General features: G+C 66.5%; 19 protein-coding genes. All 19 read right to left on the bottom strand.

The genetic code is table 11. From position 1 onward, the window contains the following. Positions 1 to 2: 2 nt before the first annotated feature. Positions 3 to 1,364: a P-type conjugative transfer protein TrbL gene (gene trbL / locus V5F78_RS10615; RefSeq protein WP_394068259.1), complete on the bottom strand. Its 1,362-nt coding sequence runs from the start codon at positions 1,362 to 1,364 to the stop codon at positions 3 to 5. Beyond that, complete coding sequence (gene trbK-alt, locus V5F78_RS10620; RefSeq protein WP_394068257.1) at positions 1,361 to 1,690, bottom strand: putative entry exclusion protein TrbK-alt; 330 nt, start codon at positions 1,688 to 1,690, stop codon at positions 1,361 to 1,363. The genes trbL and trbK-alt overlap by 4 nt, the downstream gene beginning before the upstream one ends. Before the next feature lie 9 nt (positions 1,691 to 1,699). Further along, positions 1,700 to 2,437 carry a P-type conjugative transfer protein TrbJ gene (gene trbJ, locus V5F78_RS10625; RefSeq protein WP_394068255.1) on the bottom strand — a complete coding sequence of 246 codons (738 nt, stop codon included), beginning with the start codon at positions 2,435 to 2,437 and terminating at the stop codon, positions 1,700 to 1,702. Then, entirely contained in the window at positions 2,434 to 4,872 is a 2,439-nt protein-coding gene (gene trbE, locus V5F78_RS10630; protein WP_394068254.1) for a conjugal transfer protein TrbE, read from the bottom strand. Before trbE ends, trbJ begins: the two co-directional genes overlap by 4 nt. Before the next feature lie 7 nt (positions 4,873 to 4,879). Then, entirely contained in the window at positions 4,880 to 5,155 is a 276-nt protein-coding gene (locus tag V5F78_RS10635) for a VirB3 family type IV secretion system protein (protein ID WP_067732665.1), read from the bottom strand. After that, the gene (locus V5F78_RS10640; RefSeq protein ID WP_085772625.1) at positions 5,155 to 5,496 is read right to left on the bottom strand and encodes a TrbC/VirB2 family type IV secretion system protein; all 342 of its coding nucleotides are present in this window, start codon (positions 5,494 to 5,496) and stop codon (positions 5,155 to 5,157) included. The genes V5F78_RS10635 and V5F78_RS10640 overlap by 1 nt, the downstream gene beginning before the upstream one ends. Continuing rightward, positions 5,493 to 6,506, bottom strand: a complete 1,014-nt coding sequence (gene trbB / locus V5F78_RS10645) for a P-type conjugative transfer ATPase TrbB (RefSeq protein ID WP_445322280.1) — start codon at positions 6,504 to 6,506, stop codon at positions 5,493 to 5,495. Before trbB ends, V5F78_RS10640 begins: the two co-directional genes overlap by 4 nt. Before the next feature lie 188 nt (positions 6,507 to 6,694). Next, positions 6,695 to 7,141: a CopG family transcriptional regulator gene (locus V5F78_RS10650; RefSeq protein WP_394068251.1), complete on the bottom strand. Its 447-nt coding sequence runs from the start codon at positions 7,139 to 7,141 to the stop codon at positions 6,695 to 6,697. Between the two features lie 7 nt (positions 7,142 to 7,148). After that, on the bottom strand, positions 7,149 to 9,137 hold the full coding sequence (locus tag V5F78_RS10655; RefSeq protein ID WP_394068249.1) for a conjugal transfer protein TraG: 1,989 nt from the start codon (positions 9,135 to 9,137) through the stop codon (positions 7,149 to 7,151). Positions 9,138 to 9,178: 41 nt separating this feature from the next. Then, positions 9,179 to 10,918 (bottom strand): relaxase/mobilization nuclease domain-containing protein, encoded by a 1,740-nt coding sequence (locus tag V5F78_RS10660; protein WP_394068247.1) that lies wholly within the window; start codon positions 10,916 to 10,918, stop codon positions 9,179 to 9,181. Further along, positions 10,908 to 11,276, bottom strand: a complete 369-nt coding sequence (locus V5F78_RS10665) for a hypothetical protein (RefSeq protein ID WP_394068245.1) — start codon at positions 11,274 to 11,276, stop codon at positions 10,908 to 10,910. The genes V5F78_RS10660 and V5F78_RS10665 overlap by 11 nt, the downstream gene beginning before the upstream one ends. Then, positions 11,273 to 12,205 (bottom strand): transglycosylase SLT domain-containing protein, encoded by a 933-nt coding sequence (locus V5F78_RS10670; protein ID WP_509276781.1) that lies wholly within the window; start codon positions 12,203 to 12,205, stop codon positions 11,273 to 11,275. The genes V5F78_RS10665 and V5F78_RS10670 overlap by 4 nt, the downstream gene beginning before the upstream one ends. A 4-nt stretch (positions 12,206 to 12,209) precedes the next feature. Continuing rightward, the gene (locus tag V5F78_RS10675; protein WP_394068241.1) at positions 12,210 to 12,545 is read right to left on the bottom strand and encodes a DUF736 domain-containing protein; all 336 of its coding nucleotides are present in this window, start codon (positions 12,543 to 12,545) and stop codon (positions 12,210 to 12,212) included. A 69-nt stretch (positions 12,546 to 12,614) separates the two neighbouring features. Then, positions 12,615 to 13,160, bottom strand: a complete 546-nt coding sequence (locus V5F78_RS10680) for a S26 family signal peptidase (RefSeq protein WP_394068240.1) — start codon at positions 13,158 to 13,160, stop codon at positions 12,615 to 12,617. Beyond that, a complete protein-coding gene (locus V5F78_RS10685) occupies positions 13,157 to 13,678 on the bottom strand; it encodes a DUF2840 domain-containing protein (protein WP_394068239.1) in 522 nt (173 codons plus the stop codon). Before V5F78_RS10685 ends, V5F78_RS10680 begins: the two co-directional genes overlap by 4 nt. Further along, positions 13,675 to 13,917, bottom strand: coding sequence for a hypothetical protein (locus tag V5F78_RS10690; RefSeq protein ID WP_394068237.1), 243 nt, complete (start codon positions 13,915 to 13,917; stop codon positions 13,675 to 13,677). Before V5F78_RS10690 ends, V5F78_RS10685 begins: the two co-directional genes overlap by 4 nt. Continuing rightward, positions 13,914 to 14,552 carry a ParA family partition ATPase gene (parA, locus tag V5F78_RS10695; RefSeq protein ID WP_394068235.1) on the bottom strand — a complete coding sequence of 213 codons (639 nt, stop codon included), beginning with the start codon at positions 14,550 to 14,552 and terminating at the stop codon, positions 13,914 to 13,916. The genes V5F78_RS10690 and parA overlap by 4 nt, the downstream gene beginning before the upstream one ends. After that, positions 14,549 to 15,673 (bottom strand): replication initiator protein A, encoded by a 1,125-nt coding sequence (locus V5F78_RS10700; RefSeq protein ID WP_394068233.1) that lies wholly within the window; start codon positions 15,671 to 15,673, stop codon positions 14,549 to 14,551. The genes parA and V5F78_RS10700 overlap by 4 nt, the downstream gene beginning before the upstream one ends. 14 nt (positions 15,674 to 15,687) lie before the next feature. Then, on the bottom strand, positions 15,688 to 15,969 hold the full coding sequence (locus tag V5F78_RS10705; RefSeq protein ID WP_394068231.1) for a helix-turn-helix transcriptional regulator: 282 nt from the start codon (positions 15,967 to 15,969) through the stop codon (positions 15,688 to 15,690). Positions 15,970 to 16,094: the final 125 nt, after the last annotated feature.

A 16,094-nucleotide genomic window follows, 5' to 3' on the forward strand; every position in this document is an offset into this window, starting at 1 on the left:
TCTTATTCTCCTCCTGAAAGATCGACGGAATGGCCGCCGCCATGGCTGTCGCCGGACCTGAGGACCTGTGCTGCGGTCTGCGCCCCGTGGACCATCGACTGGTTGCGCTTCATGCGCTGGGCCCAGGCCGGTGGGCCGGAACCTTCCGGTCCGCCCGTGGACGCCGCGGGCGTGCTTGGTGAATTGCCGTCGACCGTCCCTCCGGTCGACGAGCCACCGGTTGCGGCGAAACTGGACCGGGCGCCGGCGGCAAAGCTTTCCCGCATGGAACTGCCGGCTTGGGCGGCGGCGCGGCGCACAGGCGCCGCGGCGGCTGAAGCGGCCGCTCGCCCCACCCCGCCGAGTCCGGCCGCGACGCCCGACGCCCCGGACCGGCCGGCCGAAGCAAGGCTGTAGGCGGAGGATGCGCCACCGGCCATTGCCGCCCCACCGCGCGCGGCGGCGGCAGTGCCGGACGCGGCCGCCGTCGCCCCCCTTCCGGCTAGACCGAGCGCGCCAGCGCCAGCCATCGCCGTACCCGCGACGGCGAGGCCAGTCCCAACAGCGGTGCCCGCGCCGAGCTGGGGCGCGCCGGAGACCAGGCCCGTTGCAATGCCGGGGCCGAAGATTCCGAGGCCCAGCATTGCGAGCGCCGCGAGCACGACGGAGAGGGCCTGTTCGACGGTCGGCTGGCCGCCGGCGTAGGTCTGCGTGAACTGCGAGAAGAGCCCGGTGCCGATGCCGACGATGACGGCCAGCACCATCACCTTGATGCCGGACGCGACGATGTTGCCGAGCACCTTCTCAGCGAGGAAGGCGGTCTTGTTGAAGAGCGCGAAGGGAATGAGGATGAAGCCGGCCAGTGTGGTCAGCTTGAATTCGATCAGCGTGACGAAGAGCTGAACCGCCAGAATGAAGAAGGCGATCAGCACCAGGACCCACGAGACCATCAGCACCGCGATCTGCACGAAGTTCGCGAAGAAGCTGGTGAAGCCCATCATCTGGTTGGCCGCATCGAGCAGCGGCTGGCCGGCATCAAGCCCAACCTGGGCGAGCCGGCCGGGTCGCAAGAAATCAGCCGTCGAGATCGAGGAGCCACCGGCTTTCAGACCGAGGCCGGCGAAGCTGTTGAAGACGATGGCCGATAGATTGTTGAAGTTGTTGATGATGAAGGCGAAGAAGCCGATGTAGAGGGTCTTCTTCACCAGGCGCTGGAGGATGTCCTCGTCGGCGCCCCAGGCCCAGAACAGGCCTGCCAGGATGATGTCGATGACGATCAGCGTGGACGAGAGATAGCCGACTTCGCCCTTGATCAGGCCGAAGCCGGAATCGATGTAGGTGGTGAAGGTGTTGAGGAAGGTGTCGATGACGCCGACATTGTTCATCGCGCATCTCCCTTAGAAGGCGTGGCCGGCGCGGCAGCGCCTGGGGGCGTTTGTGGCGGCAGAGGCCGCGCCGACCTGCCGAAGAATCGCTGGCGGTTCTCCTCCCAGACCGCGACGCAATGCGGATCTTCGGCATCCTGGGGACCGAGCGCGCTGCAACGGCGCAGCTCGGCCGAGAGGTCGTCGGATGCTGGTGTGACGATGGTCGGAGGGGTCTCGGCAATGGGGGCCGAGTGGCGCCGGTTGGTCACCACAAGAGCCGTGATGGCGACCGCGATCAGGGCGACGATCGCGGCGGCGCGGAAGATTTCCGACCGTCCCAGCATCGCCGCGCCTCAGTTGCCGCTGAACATGGTGACGTTTCCGGGCTGATAGCCGGTGCGCGTCGAGAAGGTCTTGTAGTTCTGCTGGCCTTGCGCCTCGGCCGAGGCGGTACGCGCCTGCTCCAGGGCATCGGCCCGACTCTTTGCCGACAGCACCGCCACCAGGTCTGAGAGCTGCTGGGACTGCAACGCCAAGAGTTGGTTGCCGGCCTGTGCGGCTTGAAGCGCGCCGGTTGCACTCTGGCTTGCCGACACCAGCGAGGTCATTGCGCCGGAATTGGTCGGGATGTTGCCGACAACGCCGGCCTGGATCTTCAGACTGTCCTCAAACGCGGCGACGGAGTTCTGCCAGCGGGTCTGCGCGTTGGCGACCATGGCAGTCGTCGAGCCCGTGCCTGCGGCCGCGCCATAGCTGGTCGAGAAAGCCTGCTCGATGCGCTGGACGTTGAAGGCGATGTTCTGCGCCTGACCTAGCAGTGACTGGGTCTGGGCGATCGACGACTGAAGCTGGGTCAACGTCGACATCGGCAGGTTGGCGAGATTGCGCGCCTGGTTGACCAGGCTGGTCGCCTGGTTGGTCAACATCGTGATCTGGTTGTTGATCTGCTGCAGTTCGCGCGCGGCGGTGAGCACGTTCTGGCTGAAGTTGGTCGGATCGTAGACGATCCACTGCGCCGACGCGGGCGGCGCCCCGACGGCCAGGGTGAGCACGACGGCGCTTGCCGCCGCCAGATGGCGCAGCTTGATCATGATGACGTCTCCAGGTTGATCAGGTCAGGGATGAGATCGGCGGCCCACTGGAGTTCGTGGTCCGCAAGCCAAGCGGGCGTGAAAGCATCGCGGCCGTGCTCGGCGATGACGCGCTCGATTGCGGCATGGTCGGCCTTGGAGGAAGCGGCACAGAAGGCGAGCGCGACCGGGCCGAGGCCCAGCTCGAACAGGCGATTGCCGCGGCGGGACTGGCAGTAGTAGTCGCGCTTCGGCGTTGCGCGGGCGAGGATTTCGATCTGGCGATCGTTCAAGCCGAAGCGGCGATAGATCGCGGTGATCTGCGGCTCGATTGCGCGCTCATTCGGCAGAAAGATGCGCGTCGGGCAGCTCTCGACAATGGCCGGCGCTATGTTGCTGCCGTCGATGTCCGACAGCGATTGTGTGGCGAAGACGACGGAGGCGTTCTTCTTGCGCAGCGTCTTCAGCCACTCGCGAAGCTGCTGCGCGAAGGCCGGATCGTCGAGCACCAGCCAGCCTTCGTCGATGATGAGGAGCGTCGGCCGGCCATCGAGGCGGCCCTCGATGCGATGGAAGAGATAGGTCAGCACGGCGGGCGCCGCGCCGGCCCCGATCAAGCCCTCGGTCTCGAAGGCCTGGACAGGTGCGGAGCCGAGCTGCTCAGCCTCGGCATCGAGCAGGCGGCCCGAGGCTCCACCGACGCAATAGGGCTGCAACGCCTGCTTCAGCGCCGTCGACTGCAACAGGACCGCCAGGCCGGTGATGGTGCGCTCGCCCACGGGCGACGACGCCAGCGAGCTCAGCGCCGACCAGACATGCTCCTTGGCGGTCGGATCGATGGTGACGCCCTCCTTCGCGAGGATGGCCGCCACCCACTCCGCCGCCCAGGCGCGCTCCGACTGATCGTCGATGCGGGCAAGCGGCTGCAGCGACACCGAATGCTCCGAGCCAGCCGACAGGCTGCCGCCGAGATCGTGCCAGTCGCCGCCCATGGCGATCGCCGCGGTGCGGATCGACCCGCCGAAATCGAAAGCGAAGATCTGGTTGTTGCGGTAACGGCGGAACTGCATCACCATCAGCGCGAGCAGCACCGACTTGCCCGCGCCGGTCGGGCCGACGATCAACGTGTGGCCGACGTCGCCGACATGCAGGCTGAGTCGGAATGGCGTCGAGCCTTCTGTCTTGCCGTAGAGCAGCGGCGGCGCCTGGAAATGCTCATCCCTTGCCGGCCCAGCCCAAACAGCCGAGAGCGGGATCATGTGTGCCAGGTTCAGCGTCGAGACCGGCGGCTGACGGACGTTGGCGTAGGCATGGCCGGGGATAGAGCCGAGCCAGGCCTCGAGCGCATTCACTCCTTCCGGCATGCAGGTGAAGTCGCGGCCCTGAATCACCTTCTCCACCAGCCGGAGCTTTTCAGCGGCGAGACCCGGGTCCTCGTCCCAGACAGTGACTGTCGCAGTGACATAGGCTTGGCCAACATCGTCCGAGCCCAATTCCTGCAGGGCCATGTCCGCGTCGGCCGCCTTGTTGGCCGCGTCGGAGTCGACCAGCATCGACGCCTCGTTGGTCATCACCTCCTTGACGATGGCGGCGATGGACTTGCGCTTGGCGAACCACTGCCGGCGGATCTTGGTCAGCAGCTTCACCGCTTCGGTCTTGTCGAGCAGGATGGCGCGGGTGGACCAGCGGTATGGGAAGGCGAGCCGGTTCAGCTCGTCGAGGATGCCGGGATGGGTCGTTGTCGGGAATCCAACCACGGTGAGCGTGCGAAGATGATGGGCGCCGAGGCGCGGCTCGAGGCCGCCGGCGAGCGGTTCATCGGCGAGCAGCGCGTCGAGGTGCATCGGCGTCTCGGGCACGCGGATGCGCTGCGCCCTCGTCGAGATGGTCGAGTGCAGATAGGTCAGCGTGTCGCCGTCGTCGAGCCAGGCCACCTCGGGCATGAAGCCCTCGACCAGTTGGATGACGCGGTTGGTCCGATCAACGAAGCCGCGCAGCAGCTCCCAGGGATCGACGCCGGTCTGCGCGCGGCCCTCATAGAGCCAGCCCTCGACGCGCGAGGCGTCCTCGGCGGGCGGCAGCCAGACGAAGGTGAGGTAGTAGCGGCTCTCGAAATGCGCGCCGGCTTCCTCGAAGGCGTCCTGCCGCTCGAGATCCACCAGCGCTGACGCCGGATCGGAAAAGCGGCTGTGCGGATAGGTCTGCGCGGCGATCCGCTGTGCCTCGACGAAGATCGCCCAGCCGGAGCCGAGACGGCGTAGCGCGTTGTTGAGTCGGGCGGTGACGCCCACCAGCTCGGCGGGCGTGGCGCTATCGAGGTCCGGGCCGCGAAAGCGCGCCGTGCGCTGGAACGAACCGTCCTTGTTGAGGACGACGCCCTCTTCGACCAGCGCCGCCCAGGGCAGGAAGTCTGCGAGGGTCGCGGGGCGGCTGCGGTATTCAGCGAGGTTTAGCATGGGAACCTCAGACGCCGAGATGGGCCGGATAACGAAGGTGTCGGCGCACCACGTCGACGAACTGCGGATCGCGCTTCGCCGCCCAGACGGCGGCGGTGTGACCTACCGCCCAGATCAGCGCGCCGGGGATCCAGAGCCGGAGGCCGAGGGCGATCGCCGCGGCGAGTGTGCCGTTGGCAATCGCGACGGTCCGCGGCGCGCCACCCATCAGAATTGGGTCGGTAAGCGCGCGATGAACCGGCGCGAAGAAGCCGGGCACGTCGGGATCGACGATCGCCGCCATCAGACCAGCGCCCCGCCGGAGAACGAGAAGAAGGACAGGAAAAAGCTCGACGCGGCGAAGGCGATCGACAGGCCGAAGACGATCTGGATGAGCCGGCGAAAGCCGCCCGAGGTGTCGCCGAAGGCGAGCGTCAGGCCTGTCACCGTGATGATGATCACCGAGATGATCTTCGCTACCGGCCCTTGCACCGACTCCAGGATGGAGTTGAGCGGGGTCTCCCACGGCATGGAGGAGCCGGAGGCGTAAGCCGCCGGGGCGAAGGCGAGCGTCAGGGTCGCGAGCGTTACGAGCTCGGCCACGCGGCGACGCGAAGAATGAGCGACAGCGAGAACACGGATCATGATGGGTCTCCGGGGGGCAAGAGGTCGCCGCCCGCCCCGGCGGACTGGACGCGGTAATCGCCGGTGGCGGGATCGAGACCGGCGATGAGTGCGAGTTCGGAAAGGCGGCGTTCGCTGCCGCGCCCGCGCAGCACCGCGACGAGATCGATAGTCTCAGCGATCAGCGCCCTGGGGACGGTGACGACGGCTTCCTGGATGAGCTGCTCGAGGCGGCGCATCGCGCCGAGCGCTGTGCCCGCGTGGATCGTGCCGATGCCGCCGGGGTGGCCGGTGCCCCAGGCCTTCAAGAGGTCCAGCGCCTCCGCGCCGCGCACCTCGCCGATCGGGATGCGATCGGGGCGCAGGCGCAGCGAGGAGCGGACCAGATCGGAGAGCGAGGCGACGCCGTCCTTGGTGCGGAGCGCCACAAGGTTGGGCGCGCGGCATTGCAGCTCGCGGGTATCCTCGATCAACACCACGCGGTCGGTGGTGCCGGCGATCTCAGCCAGGAGGGCGTTGGTGAGCGTGGTCTTGCCGGTCGAGGTGCCGCCGGCGACCAGGATGTTCTTGCGATCAGCCACGGCGGCGCGGAGCACCGCGGCCTGGCCGGCCAGCATGATGCCGGCGGAGACATAGTCGTCGAGGGTGAAGACGGCGACGGCGGGCTTGCGGATCGCAAAAGCCGGCGCGGCCACCACCGGCGGCAACAGGCCCTCGAACCGCTCTCCCGTCTCGGGCAGCTCGGCCGAGACGCGCGGCCGCTCCGCATGGACCTCGGCGCCGACGTGGTGCGCCACTAGGCGCACGATCCGCTCGCCGTCAGCGGCGGAGAGGGTGCGACCAGTATCTTCGAGGCCGCCCGACAGCCGGTCGATCCAGAGCCGGCCGTCGGGGTTGAGCATCACCTCGACGATCGAGGGGTCTTCGAGGAACGTCGCGATCGCCGGGCCCAGCGCGGTGCGCAGCATGCGCGCGCCGCGTGAGAAGGCCTCGGAATGAAGTGGTGTGACCGCCACGATCGTCCCCGTCATTGGCCAATCGCGAGACGCGACTAGCAACGGGGACGATTAGAAGAGGTAAGAAATGGGGCGCTTCAACAAGTATTCAGTCGTCGTAGGAGCCCAGCGTAGAGCAGAGAAAAAATACTTGCCGGGTGCGGAATGGCTTGCGCGAAGCTATTGGGCTGGCTTGTGCTTTTCCGAGTGTCGTGGCCGGTAATTTAAACTTCGTTCTGATCGCGAGTCGCCGAAGCCGGAACGTCATCGGGAATTTCCTGGCGCAGCTTCGACCCCTGATTGAGCCGCCGTCCAAGCGCGGCGACGAAGTTGTCGTAGCGTGCACCGGCCTGCGCTCTCGCCGCCTGAGCGGCAGGCTCGGGCAATGGTGGCGTTGTGGTCAGCCAGAAGCGAACGAACAGCGCCAAAGTCTCGACACCGATGCCGACATCCCGTTCGAGGCGGGCCAGACGCCGGTCCTGCTGGTCGAGACGTTTGGCGATGGCCGCCTCGCGCCGTTCGTCAGCGTCGGGCGACAGGAAGGATGCGATGGCGGCCTCGGCGATCAACGACAGCGGCTGCTCGCGCCGCGCCGCATAGGCCGAGAGCGTCTTCATGACGTCCGGGTCGAGATAGACGGAGACCTGGGCCTTTTTCTTCGGTGTGGGCATGGGCACGTCACAGACCCATATCATCGCCGGGATCGAGCGAGACCTGCCGGGCAACGCCCTGCATCACCCGGTTCATCCGGCTCGCACGGATGGCATCGTCCTCCATGTCGTCACCTGGATCGAGCGCGAACTCGTTGTCGATCGGCCCCTTCTTCTCGACCGTCTCCGCCCGGTTCAATTCGGGCTGATGGCGGCGCTCGGATGCGGTCGGATCATCATCATCCGCCTCCTTGCCGCTCGTCGGCGGTTCGGCGATCTCGGGCCGCGGTGGCAGCGGGCGCGTGCTCCAGTCGTCCGATTGGGCGCTCGTGGGCTTGGTGAGTGTGGGAGGCGCCAGCACCCGCTCCTGAAATCGCTCATCCTCGTAATAGCGGGCCTTCTTCGCCCGGATCGGCGCGGTCCCCGCCACCATAACAATCTCGTCCGTGGGCGGGAGTTGCATCACCTCGCCAGGGGTGAGCAGCGGTCGCGCTGTATCCGAGCGCGAGACCATCAAATGACCAAGCCAGGGTGACAGCCGGCTGCCGGCATAGTTCTTCATCGCCCGCACCTCGGTCGCCGTGCCCAAGGCGTCCGACACGCGTTTGGCGGTTCGCTCGTCGTTGGTGGCGAAGCTCACCCGCACATGGCAGTTGTCGAGGATCGAGTTGTTCTGGCCGTAGGCCTTCTCGATCTGGTTCAGCGACTGGGCAATCAGGAAACTCTTGATCCCGTAGCCCGCCATGAAGGCGAGCGCCGACTCGAAGAAGTCCAGTCGCCCGAGCGCCGGAAATTCGTCCAGCATCAGCAGCAATCGCCGCCGCCCGTTCTTGGCCTGCAGATCCTCGGTGAGCCTGCGGCCGACCTGGTTAAGGATCAGACGGATCAGCGGTTTGGTGCGGTTGATGTCTGACGGTGGGACCACAAGGTACAGCGTGGTCGGGCGATCTCCGCCGACGATATCGGAGATCCGCCAATCACAGCGTCGCGTTACCTCGGCGACGACGGGATCACGATAGAGACCGAGGAACGACATGGCGGTGGAGAGCACGCCGGACCGCTCATTGTCGGACTTGTTGAGCAGCTCGCGCGCGGCCGAGGCCACGACGGGGTGGACGCCGGCTTCGCCGAGATGCACGGTCTTCATCATGGCGGCCAGCGTCGACTCGATCGGCCGTTTCGGATCGGAGAGGAAGGCGGCGACACCGGCGAGCGTCTTGTCCGTTTCGGCATAGAGGACGTGCAGGATCGCTCCGACCAGGAGCGCGTGGCTCGTCTTCTCCCAATGGTTCCGCTTATCAAGTGACCCCTCGGGATCGACGAGGATGTCGGCGATGTTCTGGACATCGCGCACCTCCCACTCGCCGCGGCGGACCTCCAGCAGCGGATTGTAGGCGGCGGACTTCATGTCGGTCGGATCGAACAGCAGCACCCGGCCATGCCGGGCGCGGAAGCCGGCGGTGAGCTGCCAGTTCTCGCCCTTGATGTCATGGACGATCGCCGATCCGGGCCAGGTCAGCAGCGACGGCACCACAAGGCCGACGCCCTTGCCGGATCGCGTCGGCGCAAAGCACAGCACATGCTCGGGGCCATCGTGGCGGAGATAGGCGCGGTCGAGTCGGCCCAGCACAACGCCGTCCGGACCGAGCAGCCCGGCACCGGCCACTTCCTCCGGTCGCGCCCATCGAGCCGAACCATAGGTCTCGACATTCTTGGCTTCACGCGCGCGCCAGACCGACATGCCGATCGCCACGGCCGCCGCGATGATGCCGCCCGACGCGGCGATATAGGCACCCTCCACGAAGATCGACGGCGCGTAGGCGTCGTAGGCAAACCACCACCATAGGAAGGCCGGCGGCATGTAGAAGGGGAAGTGAAGCAGTTCGAACCAGGGGCGACCAAGCTCCGGCTGGAAGCCCAGGCGCCAGGCCGTCCATTCGGTTGCGGTCCACATCGTCACCAGCACGATCAGGAAGACGGTGATGACCTGGCCCCAGAGGATTTTCGTCGCGGACATTCACGGGGTCCTTTCATAAAGTCGTTGAAGGATAGGAAGGGTCACAGGCCGAGCCCCCGCTTGCGGCCGAAACTCCAGTCGATGCCGCCATCGCCACGGGCGACGCCGGAGACATGATGGCCGATCTGCTTTTCCAGCGACGGCGACCAGGGCACGAGCTGGAAGCCGAGGCCGTCATCGATCATGGCGAAGCGGCCAGAGGCGAGCGCGAGACGCCGCTGGTAATTGCCGGCGACATATTCGCCGGGTGCGGATGGATTGAACGAACGCCCGGTCTCGGCGGCGAGCTTCTCGCCCAGCGCCTGCACCTCACGCCTGCGCAGCGTATCGATCAGGTTGCGGCTGAAGGTGATGCCGCGAGCCTGTCGTTCGGCGAGACCCTGACGAACGAGCTCCTCGGCGCGGGCGCTCATCGCCTCGCGCACTTCGGCACCGAAGCCACCACCACCCAGCGCCACCGGCTCGCGGGCGATCGCCTGTCGGTCGAGCCAGGTCGCGCCCGTTGCTGTCACCTGTCGGTCGATGGCCAGATCAGAGCGGACGGCGAGCGCCACGCGCCGCCGACCCTGCGCGTCATCGAACTTCCTGAGTTCGACGATGGAGCCTGACGCGCTGTCGCCCGCGGCGTCGAGATCGGGGAGCTTGATGTGATGGGTGCGGCCATCGACGCCGTCGACGACGGCATAGGCCGTGCCCTTCAGCTCGTCATCGAGGCCGCGATCGACCAAGCGGCCGACGACGGGGACTTCGAGGCTCTCGCCTGCGAGCACATAGTTCGCAGCACCGCGCTCGATGCCGCGTTCGGTCAGGCCGCGATGGATGCGCTTGATGATGTCACCGCGCTCGCCCAGATCGCGCAGCGTCGCCTCGGCATTTTCCGCCAGGGCCCATTGGCCGGGGCCGACCTGGTTGGCGAGGCCGAGTGATTCCAGCTTGCGTAGTCGCCCGACCTTCAGCGCATGGAACTCGTCGGGCTGGCGATCGGCGTGCGGCGCCATCTCAATGACGCCAGTACGGTAGGCGTCGCGGGAAAGCTGCCGGTCGAGATTGGTCCAGCGCTCGCTATCAATCTGCCGCTCCAGTGTGCGCCGGATCTCCTGATCGGTGCGTGGCCCCAGTTCCTGCGTGATCAGATCCTGGGCGCGGTCGCGCATGCCCTGCTTGATGTAGTCCCGGTCGATGACCAGGTCCTGGCCGTCATCCGTGCGGCCGCGAATGATAACGTGGACATGCGGATGCTCGGTGTTCCAGTGGTCGACGGCGACCCAATCGAGCTTGGTGCCGAGGTCCTTCTCGACCTGGCTCATGAGATCGCGTGTGAAGCCCTTGAGGTCCGCCATCTCCACTGCGTCGTCGGGCGAGACGATAAAGCGGAAATGGTGCCGGTCATCCTCGCCGCGCTCAGCGAAGGCCTTGGGATCAGCGTCGTCGGTCTCGGGGCCGAACAGCCTCGCCTTCTCCCCGTCGCGGGTGACGCCCTCGCGGCGGAGATATCCCAAATGGGCGGCGAGCTTGCCCCGCTGCGTGGCGTGACGCAGGAAGCGCCCTTTGACCACAGCGCCACGCGAACGGCCGGTGAGGAGCCGGTTGGCCTGGACGGCGGCGACACGGCCCCGGCCGAAGCGGGAGCCGCGACGGCCTCCGATCGAACCGTCGCGGGCGATCCGCCCGCCCGCCTTCTGGGCCGCGGCGAGCGCCTGGGCGATGAACGGTTTTGCCCGCTGGGCGCGTGAAGAGCGGATGCGGCCCGGGCGGATTTGGAAATCATCGTCACGCGCCATCGCCAGCCTCGGCAATGTGCAAAAAGGATAGAGTCAGCAATGACTTGATATCGGCGCGCACATTGCGCGGATCGGGCGCACGTTGCCGGAACGGCGAGAAAGCCCAAGGAAAACAAAACCCCAACCGCGCCGCACATTGCCGGCTTTTATCCTGCCCTCCTTCGGTCGGTGCCTGCTCCTCTCCCCTGTCCGCTATCTCTTGTTCGCTAATCCACGCTGAAATACGCCTGCGCACGAATCCGCGCCGGAACGCATCGGCGAGCCGCCATTGCGCGACGACGGTCCATATTTCGGCAGGATCGATGCCGACAGCAGCACAGCGATCAGCCACTCGATAGCACCGCAGATGCCCCGTCATTGCGATCGTCCCGCGGTCGAGAGCGCGACGAACAGGCCGTCCGATTGCGGCGCGATGGCAGAGAGATCGCGCACTGGAACGGCAGCCGGCGTGTCACGCACCGGTCGAGTGGATGTCGCAGGCGTAGTGGTTGGCGGACTGTCAGCGCGCATGACGAAGAGCGGCGACTGGGTCCAGGAAGATGGATCGGAGGATGCCAAGAGGAGTGATCCGGTCGTCCTCTCGGCATCGACAAAAGGGACGATGGCCGCGACATAGGCGATGGTCTCCGCCGGCAGCGGACGATGCCGGTCGCGGTAATCCTCGTAGCGGCCGGGACCCGCATTGTAGGCCGCGAGAAAGCCCGGCGAACCGTAGCGGTCGTGCAGTTGGCGCAGGAAAGCGGCGCCCGCCATGATGTTGTCATGTGGGTCGAAGGGATCGCGGCCGAGGCCATAGCGGGTGCGCATATTCGCCCAGGTCTCGGGCATGAGTTGCATCAGGCCGAGTGCGCCCTTGGGTGAAACCGCGCGCCGATCGCCGCGGCTTTCGATCCGCATGACGGCGCGAATCCATGTCGCCGGAATGCCGAACCGCCGCGCGGCTTCGGCAATGTGAGCGGCATAAAAATCGCTCACTGGCTGACGTTGCGCCGACACCGCCTGTGCAGACATCGCTAGCGACGGCGTGCCGATCGCGAGCAGGCCGGCAAGCAGAAGAGGGACGAAACGGAAGCCCGCCAAGTCTCCGCCATGACGCGAGCGAGCCATCGTGCTCGCGCCCGTCAAGGGTGCGCGCGGTGCGCCGGCCTGCGGCCGCCCTTGACCGCCGCTGTGCGCGACGGCCGACTGACGCCCGAGCGGGACGAAGGGATGAGACAGCTTTCCCGCGAACAAAGGGATGGAGCTTTTGTTCGCCTTATCGCCGGCACGCGTGACGGGACCCCGCATCGCGTCAGTCCCGCTCGCCGCGCTTGGGCGGCCGGTTCCAGTTCAACACCCAGGTGGATTTATCGTCGCCCGACTGGAACAGGTTGGCGCGGATCGGCTGCGTCAGCGCCGGATCGTCAAGCTGAAGCGAGACGTACTCGCCGGCCTTCTCGCCGGTGCGTTTCCAGGCAGCTCCGATCTCCGGTCCGTCACCGTCACTGAGATGGATGCGATAGTCCGGCGCGTTCTCGGCGTCGCTGTGCTCGGCGGGGACGAGCACCAATTCGGCGTCGAACGAGAGCGTCTGGATGCGGCCGGAATAGCCGGACTTGCCGCGCGTGAACTGACCGATCTGGGCCATGACGAAAACTCCTCATGTGATGCGATGGATGGAGATGACGTGCGCTCGGCACGCCGCAGGTCGCGCCCGTCATCGCGTTCGGGCGCGCCAGGTGAAGCGTCCGTCGCCGTCCTCATCGGTGAGCAGCGGGATAGCGCGGGCGACGATCGAGCTGGTGGGAAGCGTGCCGAAATAGCGGCCATCGAGGCTGTCCGGCACGCTCGGATTCATCAGGAAGATTTCGGTTGGTCGGAGCATGTGACAGCCGCTCCAGCTCGGCAGCGGACGGCCGAGATGGTCGCGGTCGCGTGCGTCGCCGACAGCGATGCCATCGACGGTGACAGCGTCGCCGGTCCGGCAGACGGTTTGCCCGGGCAGCGCCATGACATGTTTCAACAGCGGCACGTCCTTGGGCAGGAATCCGCCATCCGCCAGGAAGCTTGCGACCGGCTCCGGAGGCTTGACGGCGACCAGCTCCATCGCATGGAGTTGTCCGACCGGACGCAGCGCATAGAGCCCGGTTGGCGTGCTGGCCGTGGCGTTCCAGATCAACCGGGGTGCTGGATGGACGAAGGCCAGGCCGCCGATGCCAAGCAGGACGAAATAGGTCGTCATGACATAACCGAAGCGGGTCATAGCGCGACCCTCCGGCGCTTTAGCCAGGCGTCATGCTGTTCGCGCGTATAGGCACGCGGTTCATGGCCGGCTGCCAGACGGTTGTGGAGGTGACGCCAATATTCCGGCGCGGCGTCGGCGGGATCGATGTCGAGGGCCTCGACCGCGTCGATGAACTGCAGGACCCGCTCGACCTTGGGCCATCCATCGACCCGCAGCAGGATTTCGCCACCGGGCCGTACGAAGGGCAGCGTCTGATAGCGCTCGCCCGCTGCGACGGCACGCACGATGTCCATGCGCGAAATCACCGTGCCGAAGTCGTTCGACGCCCAGCGCACGAAGGCGAAGATGCTGTTCGGCGCGAAGCTGGAAATGCTGCGTCGGCGATCGAGAATCTTCTCGTCGGCGCGGTGGCCGAAGCGCAGCCAGAACTCGATCTTCTTCTCGATCCACGTCAGCTCGACATGGGTGAGGTCCACTGTGCGTCGATGCGTCGGCGGCACGACGCGCAGCGTGGCGTGCGGCTCATTGTCGTTCATGACGGGTCTCCAAGATCGGCGGGGAATTCGCGGGCGAAGAGATCGCGCAGCATGTCGGCGACGGTGACGCCGCGCCGGAAGGCCACGATCTTGATGCGCCCGCGCAGTTCGGGCGTGATGTCGATGGTCAACCGGGCGCTGAAGGCCGCTGCATCGGTTGCGAGCCCGGACAGTTTGTCCGGCGCCTTGATCCAGCTTTCAGGGCCAGTGGGACGCGAGGCGAAACCGCGTTTGCTCATGGCGCGATCCTCCCGACCTCGGCGCACAGCGCGGCGATCTCACGGGCGGCGGGGCTGTCCTCGTCGAGTTCGGAAACCAGGCGGCCCGTTTGCGCAGCGTCGGCGAAGGCGACGCGCTGGCCGATGGTGGCGCTGAGCACCGGCGGATCGTGATCGGCCAGCGTCTTGGCCGTTTCGCGGGCGATGACGGTGCGCGCGGCACAGCGATTCAACACGAAGCGGGCGACAAGCTGCGGGCGGTAGATGCGGGCTTCGCCGAGCAGCGACAGCATCTCGGCTGAAGCCCAACCGTCGAACGGCGACGGCTGGGCCGGGATCAACACGAGGTCCGCGGCCAGCAGCGCCGAGCGCATCAGGCCGGCGACGCGCGGCGGGCCGTCGATCACGACATGATCGAGATCGCGGGCCAACTCCGGGGCCTCGCGGTGCAGCGTGTCTCGCGCCAGGCCGATGACGCCGAAGCGCCTTGGCAGCCCTTCCCGTGCGCGCTGCTGCGACCAATCGAGCGCAGAGCCTTGCGGGTCGGCGTCGATCAGGGAGACGCGGTAACCTTGCCGAGCCCATTCACCGGCGAGATGCAGCGCCAGCGTCGTCTTGCCGACGCCGCCCTTCTGGTTGAGGAGCGCGACGATCATCTCGCCTCTCCCGGCTTTCGGCCAAAGGGCAGATGCGACGCGTTGGAAGTATTGTTGTCGGATGCGGCGTTGGGCTTGTCCTGACGCCTGCGGGAGATGTTTTCCACACCGCCCAACAACAAAGAAGAGTTAGATTCTCTGTTAGACTCTAAGTTAAGGTCCGGAATCACCGTTTCAGGCCAGAGAGTTAATTGCGATCCGTGCGTGCGAAGTCCCGATAGGGCTGCGTGCGAAATCCCGATATCGGTTGCGTGCGAAGTCCCGAGCGCTTCCACAACGCTATCCACAGGCCCTGTGGATAACCGGGCGGGCAGGATGCGCAGCAGCTCGCGCCGGCCGTCGCGCTCGATGCGCAAGCGATAACCAGGCAGCGGCTGATGGGCGACGATGCGCCTGATCTGGAGCGCGAAATCTGAGACGCGGACCAGGCTGCCGGACTTCTCGTGCAGATGCGGGATGTCGAAGACCCAGCCCTGCTTCTGACGGCCAGCGTGCTTACGGGCCACGCGGTAGAGCCAGCGCTCGATCCCGCCCGTCAGCCGGAAATAAGCCGGGTCTATGGTCAGAACCAGCGAGCGGTCGATGACGCCGCGGTAGAACCAGTCGGGCAGCACGAACTCCATGCCCTCGACGCGGCCGTCGAGTGTCGTGCATTCCTCCCATTCGTTGATCCAGGAGAACTGGTGGCGACGCCAATGCTCGCCGTGCCGAATGGTGGTGCGGATGACGGTCGATTGCAGGCGCGTGAGAGCGCCCTTCAAGAGCTTGTAGTCGCGCGCACCGGTTTGTCGGCCGACCGCCATCAGGAGCTGGTACGGCGTGAAGCGCAGGAAGCGGGATGTCTTCAGCCCGAGGTTTTCGGCTTCGACGATCTGGCTTGCGGCCCAGATCAGCACGTCGGCGTCCCAGATGGTTGCCATGCCGTGTTCGGGCACGGCGAAAACCTCGACGCGCGCGCCGCCGGCCTCGTAGAAGATCGGCGTGGTGCGCTTAGCCTTGGCGAGGGAGAAGAAGGGCCGTTCCATGAGATCGCGTTGATCGCGTGGCGACGCGTCACCGGTCGCGATGACGAACGGGTCGAGCTTGCTCCGCTCGCTGGGAGTGATGGGACGGCGCGACATGAGCGAGCGCCGCCTCAACGATGCGTGTGGACGGCGGCGACACGGCCGGTGTTGCCTCGCCCGGCGGCGCGCGCCTCGTCGTAGCGCGGATCGGAGGTCGAGCGGCACGCCGCCTGGTCAGCCCAGGCCTCAAGATCGTCGATGGCATAGACGACGCGTCCGCCCAGCTTGCGGAACATCGGGCCGCTACCGTGACACCGATATTTTTCAAGCGTTCGCGGCGAGATGCCGAGAAGACGCGCCGCCTCATGGGTTCTGAGATAGCGAGCCGCGATCTCCGCCAATCTGTCGCGCATGGTAGCCTCCGTGTCCGTCGAGGGCGCCGCTGGGGAAAGCGCGGCGTGTCGGGATCACGGTGGCGAAGAAGACAGGCGCAGGGGGTGGACGAAGATTTTCGCGGGTGCGTGTCCACCCCTTGGCG

It is taken from the genome of Roseixanthobacter glucoisosaccharinicivorans (assembly GCF_043195095.2).
GTDB lineage: Bacteria > Pseudomonadota > Alphaproteobacteria > Rhizobiales > Xanthobacteraceae > NCEH01.

What these genes read in the sequence shown, in the direction of transcription:
- trbL (WP_394068259.1), bottom strand. Translation starts at nt 1,364, where the DNA reads ATGAACAATGTCGGCGTCATCGACACCTTCCTCAACACCTTCACCACC.
- trbK-alt (WP_394068257.1), bottom strand. Translation starts at nt 1,690, where the DNA reads ATGCTGGGACGGTCGGAAATCTTCCGCGCCGCCGCGATCGTCGCCCTG.
- trbJ (WP_394068255.1), bottom strand. Translation starts at nt 2,437, where the DNA reads ATGATCAAGCTGCGCCATCTGGCGGCGGCAAGCGCCGTCGTGCTCACC.
- trbE (WP_394068254.1), bottom strand. Translation starts at nt 4,872, where the DNA reads ATGCTAAACCTCGCTGAATACCGCAGCCGCCCCGCGACCCTCGCAGAC.
- V5F78_RS10635 (WP_067732665.1), bottom strand. Translation starts at nt 5,155, where the DNA reads ATGGCGGCGATCGTCGATCCCGACGTGCCCGGCTTCTTCGCGCCGGTT.
- V5F78_RS10640 (WP_085772625.1), bottom strand. Translation starts at nt 5,496, where the DNA reads ATGATCCGTGTTCTCGCTGTCGCTCATTCTTCGCGTCGCCGCGTGGCC.
- trbB (WP_445322280.1), bottom strand. Translation starts at nt 6,506, where the DNA reads ATGACGGGGACGATCGTGGCGGTCACACCACTTCATTCCGAGGCCTTC.
- V5F78_RS10650 (WP_394068251.1), bottom strand. Translation starts at nt 7,141, where the DNA reads ATGCCCACACCGAAGAAAAAGGCCCAGGTCTCCGTCTATCTCGACCCG.
- V5F78_RS10655 (WP_394068249.1), bottom strand. Translation starts at nt 9,137, where the DNA reads ATGTCCGCGACGAAAATCCTCTGGGGCCAGGTCATCACCGTCTTCCTG.
- V5F78_RS10660 (WP_394068247.1), bottom strand. Translation starts at nt 10,918, where the DNA reads ATGGCGCGTGACGATGATTTCCAAATCCGCCCGGGCCGCATCCGCTCT.
- V5F78_RS10665 (WP_394068245.1), bottom strand. Translation starts at nt 11,276, where the DNA reads ATGACGGGGCATCTGCGGTGCTATCGAGTGGCTGATCGCTGTGCTGCT.
- V5F78_RS10670 (WP_509276781.1), bottom strand. Translation starts at nt 12,205, where the DNA reads ATGCGGGGTCCCGTCACGCGTGCCGGCGATAAGGCGAACAAAAGCTCC.
- V5F78_RS10675 (WP_394068241.1), bottom strand. Translation starts at nt 12,545, where the DNA reads ATGGCCCAGATCGGTCAGTTCACGCGCGGCAAGTCCGGCTATTCCGGC.
- V5F78_RS10680 (WP_394068240.1), bottom strand. Translation starts at nt 13,160, where the DNA reads ATGACCCGCTTCGGTTATGTCATGACGACCTATTTCGTCCTGCTTGGC.
- V5F78_RS10685 (WP_394068239.1), bottom strand. Translation starts at nt 13,678, where the DNA reads ATGAACGACAATGAGCCGCACGCCACGCTGCGCGTCGTGCCGCCGACG.
- V5F78_RS10690 (WP_394068237.1), bottom strand. Translation starts at nt 13,917, where the DNA reads ATGAGCAAACGCGGTTTCGCCTCGCGTCCCACTGGCCCTGAAAGCTGG.
- parA (WP_394068235.1), bottom strand. Translation starts at nt 14,552, where the DNA reads ATGATCGTCGCGCTCCTCAACCAGAAGGGCGGCGTCGGCAAGACGACG.
- V5F78_RS10700 (WP_394068233.1), bottom strand. Translation starts at nt 15,673, where the DNA reads ATGTCGCGCCGTCCCATCACTCCCAGCGAGCGGAGCAAGCTCGACCCG.
- V5F78_RS10705 (WP_394068231.1), bottom strand. Translation starts at nt 15,969, where the DNA reads ATGCGCGACAGATTGGCGGAGATCGCGGCTCGCTATCTCAGAACCCAT.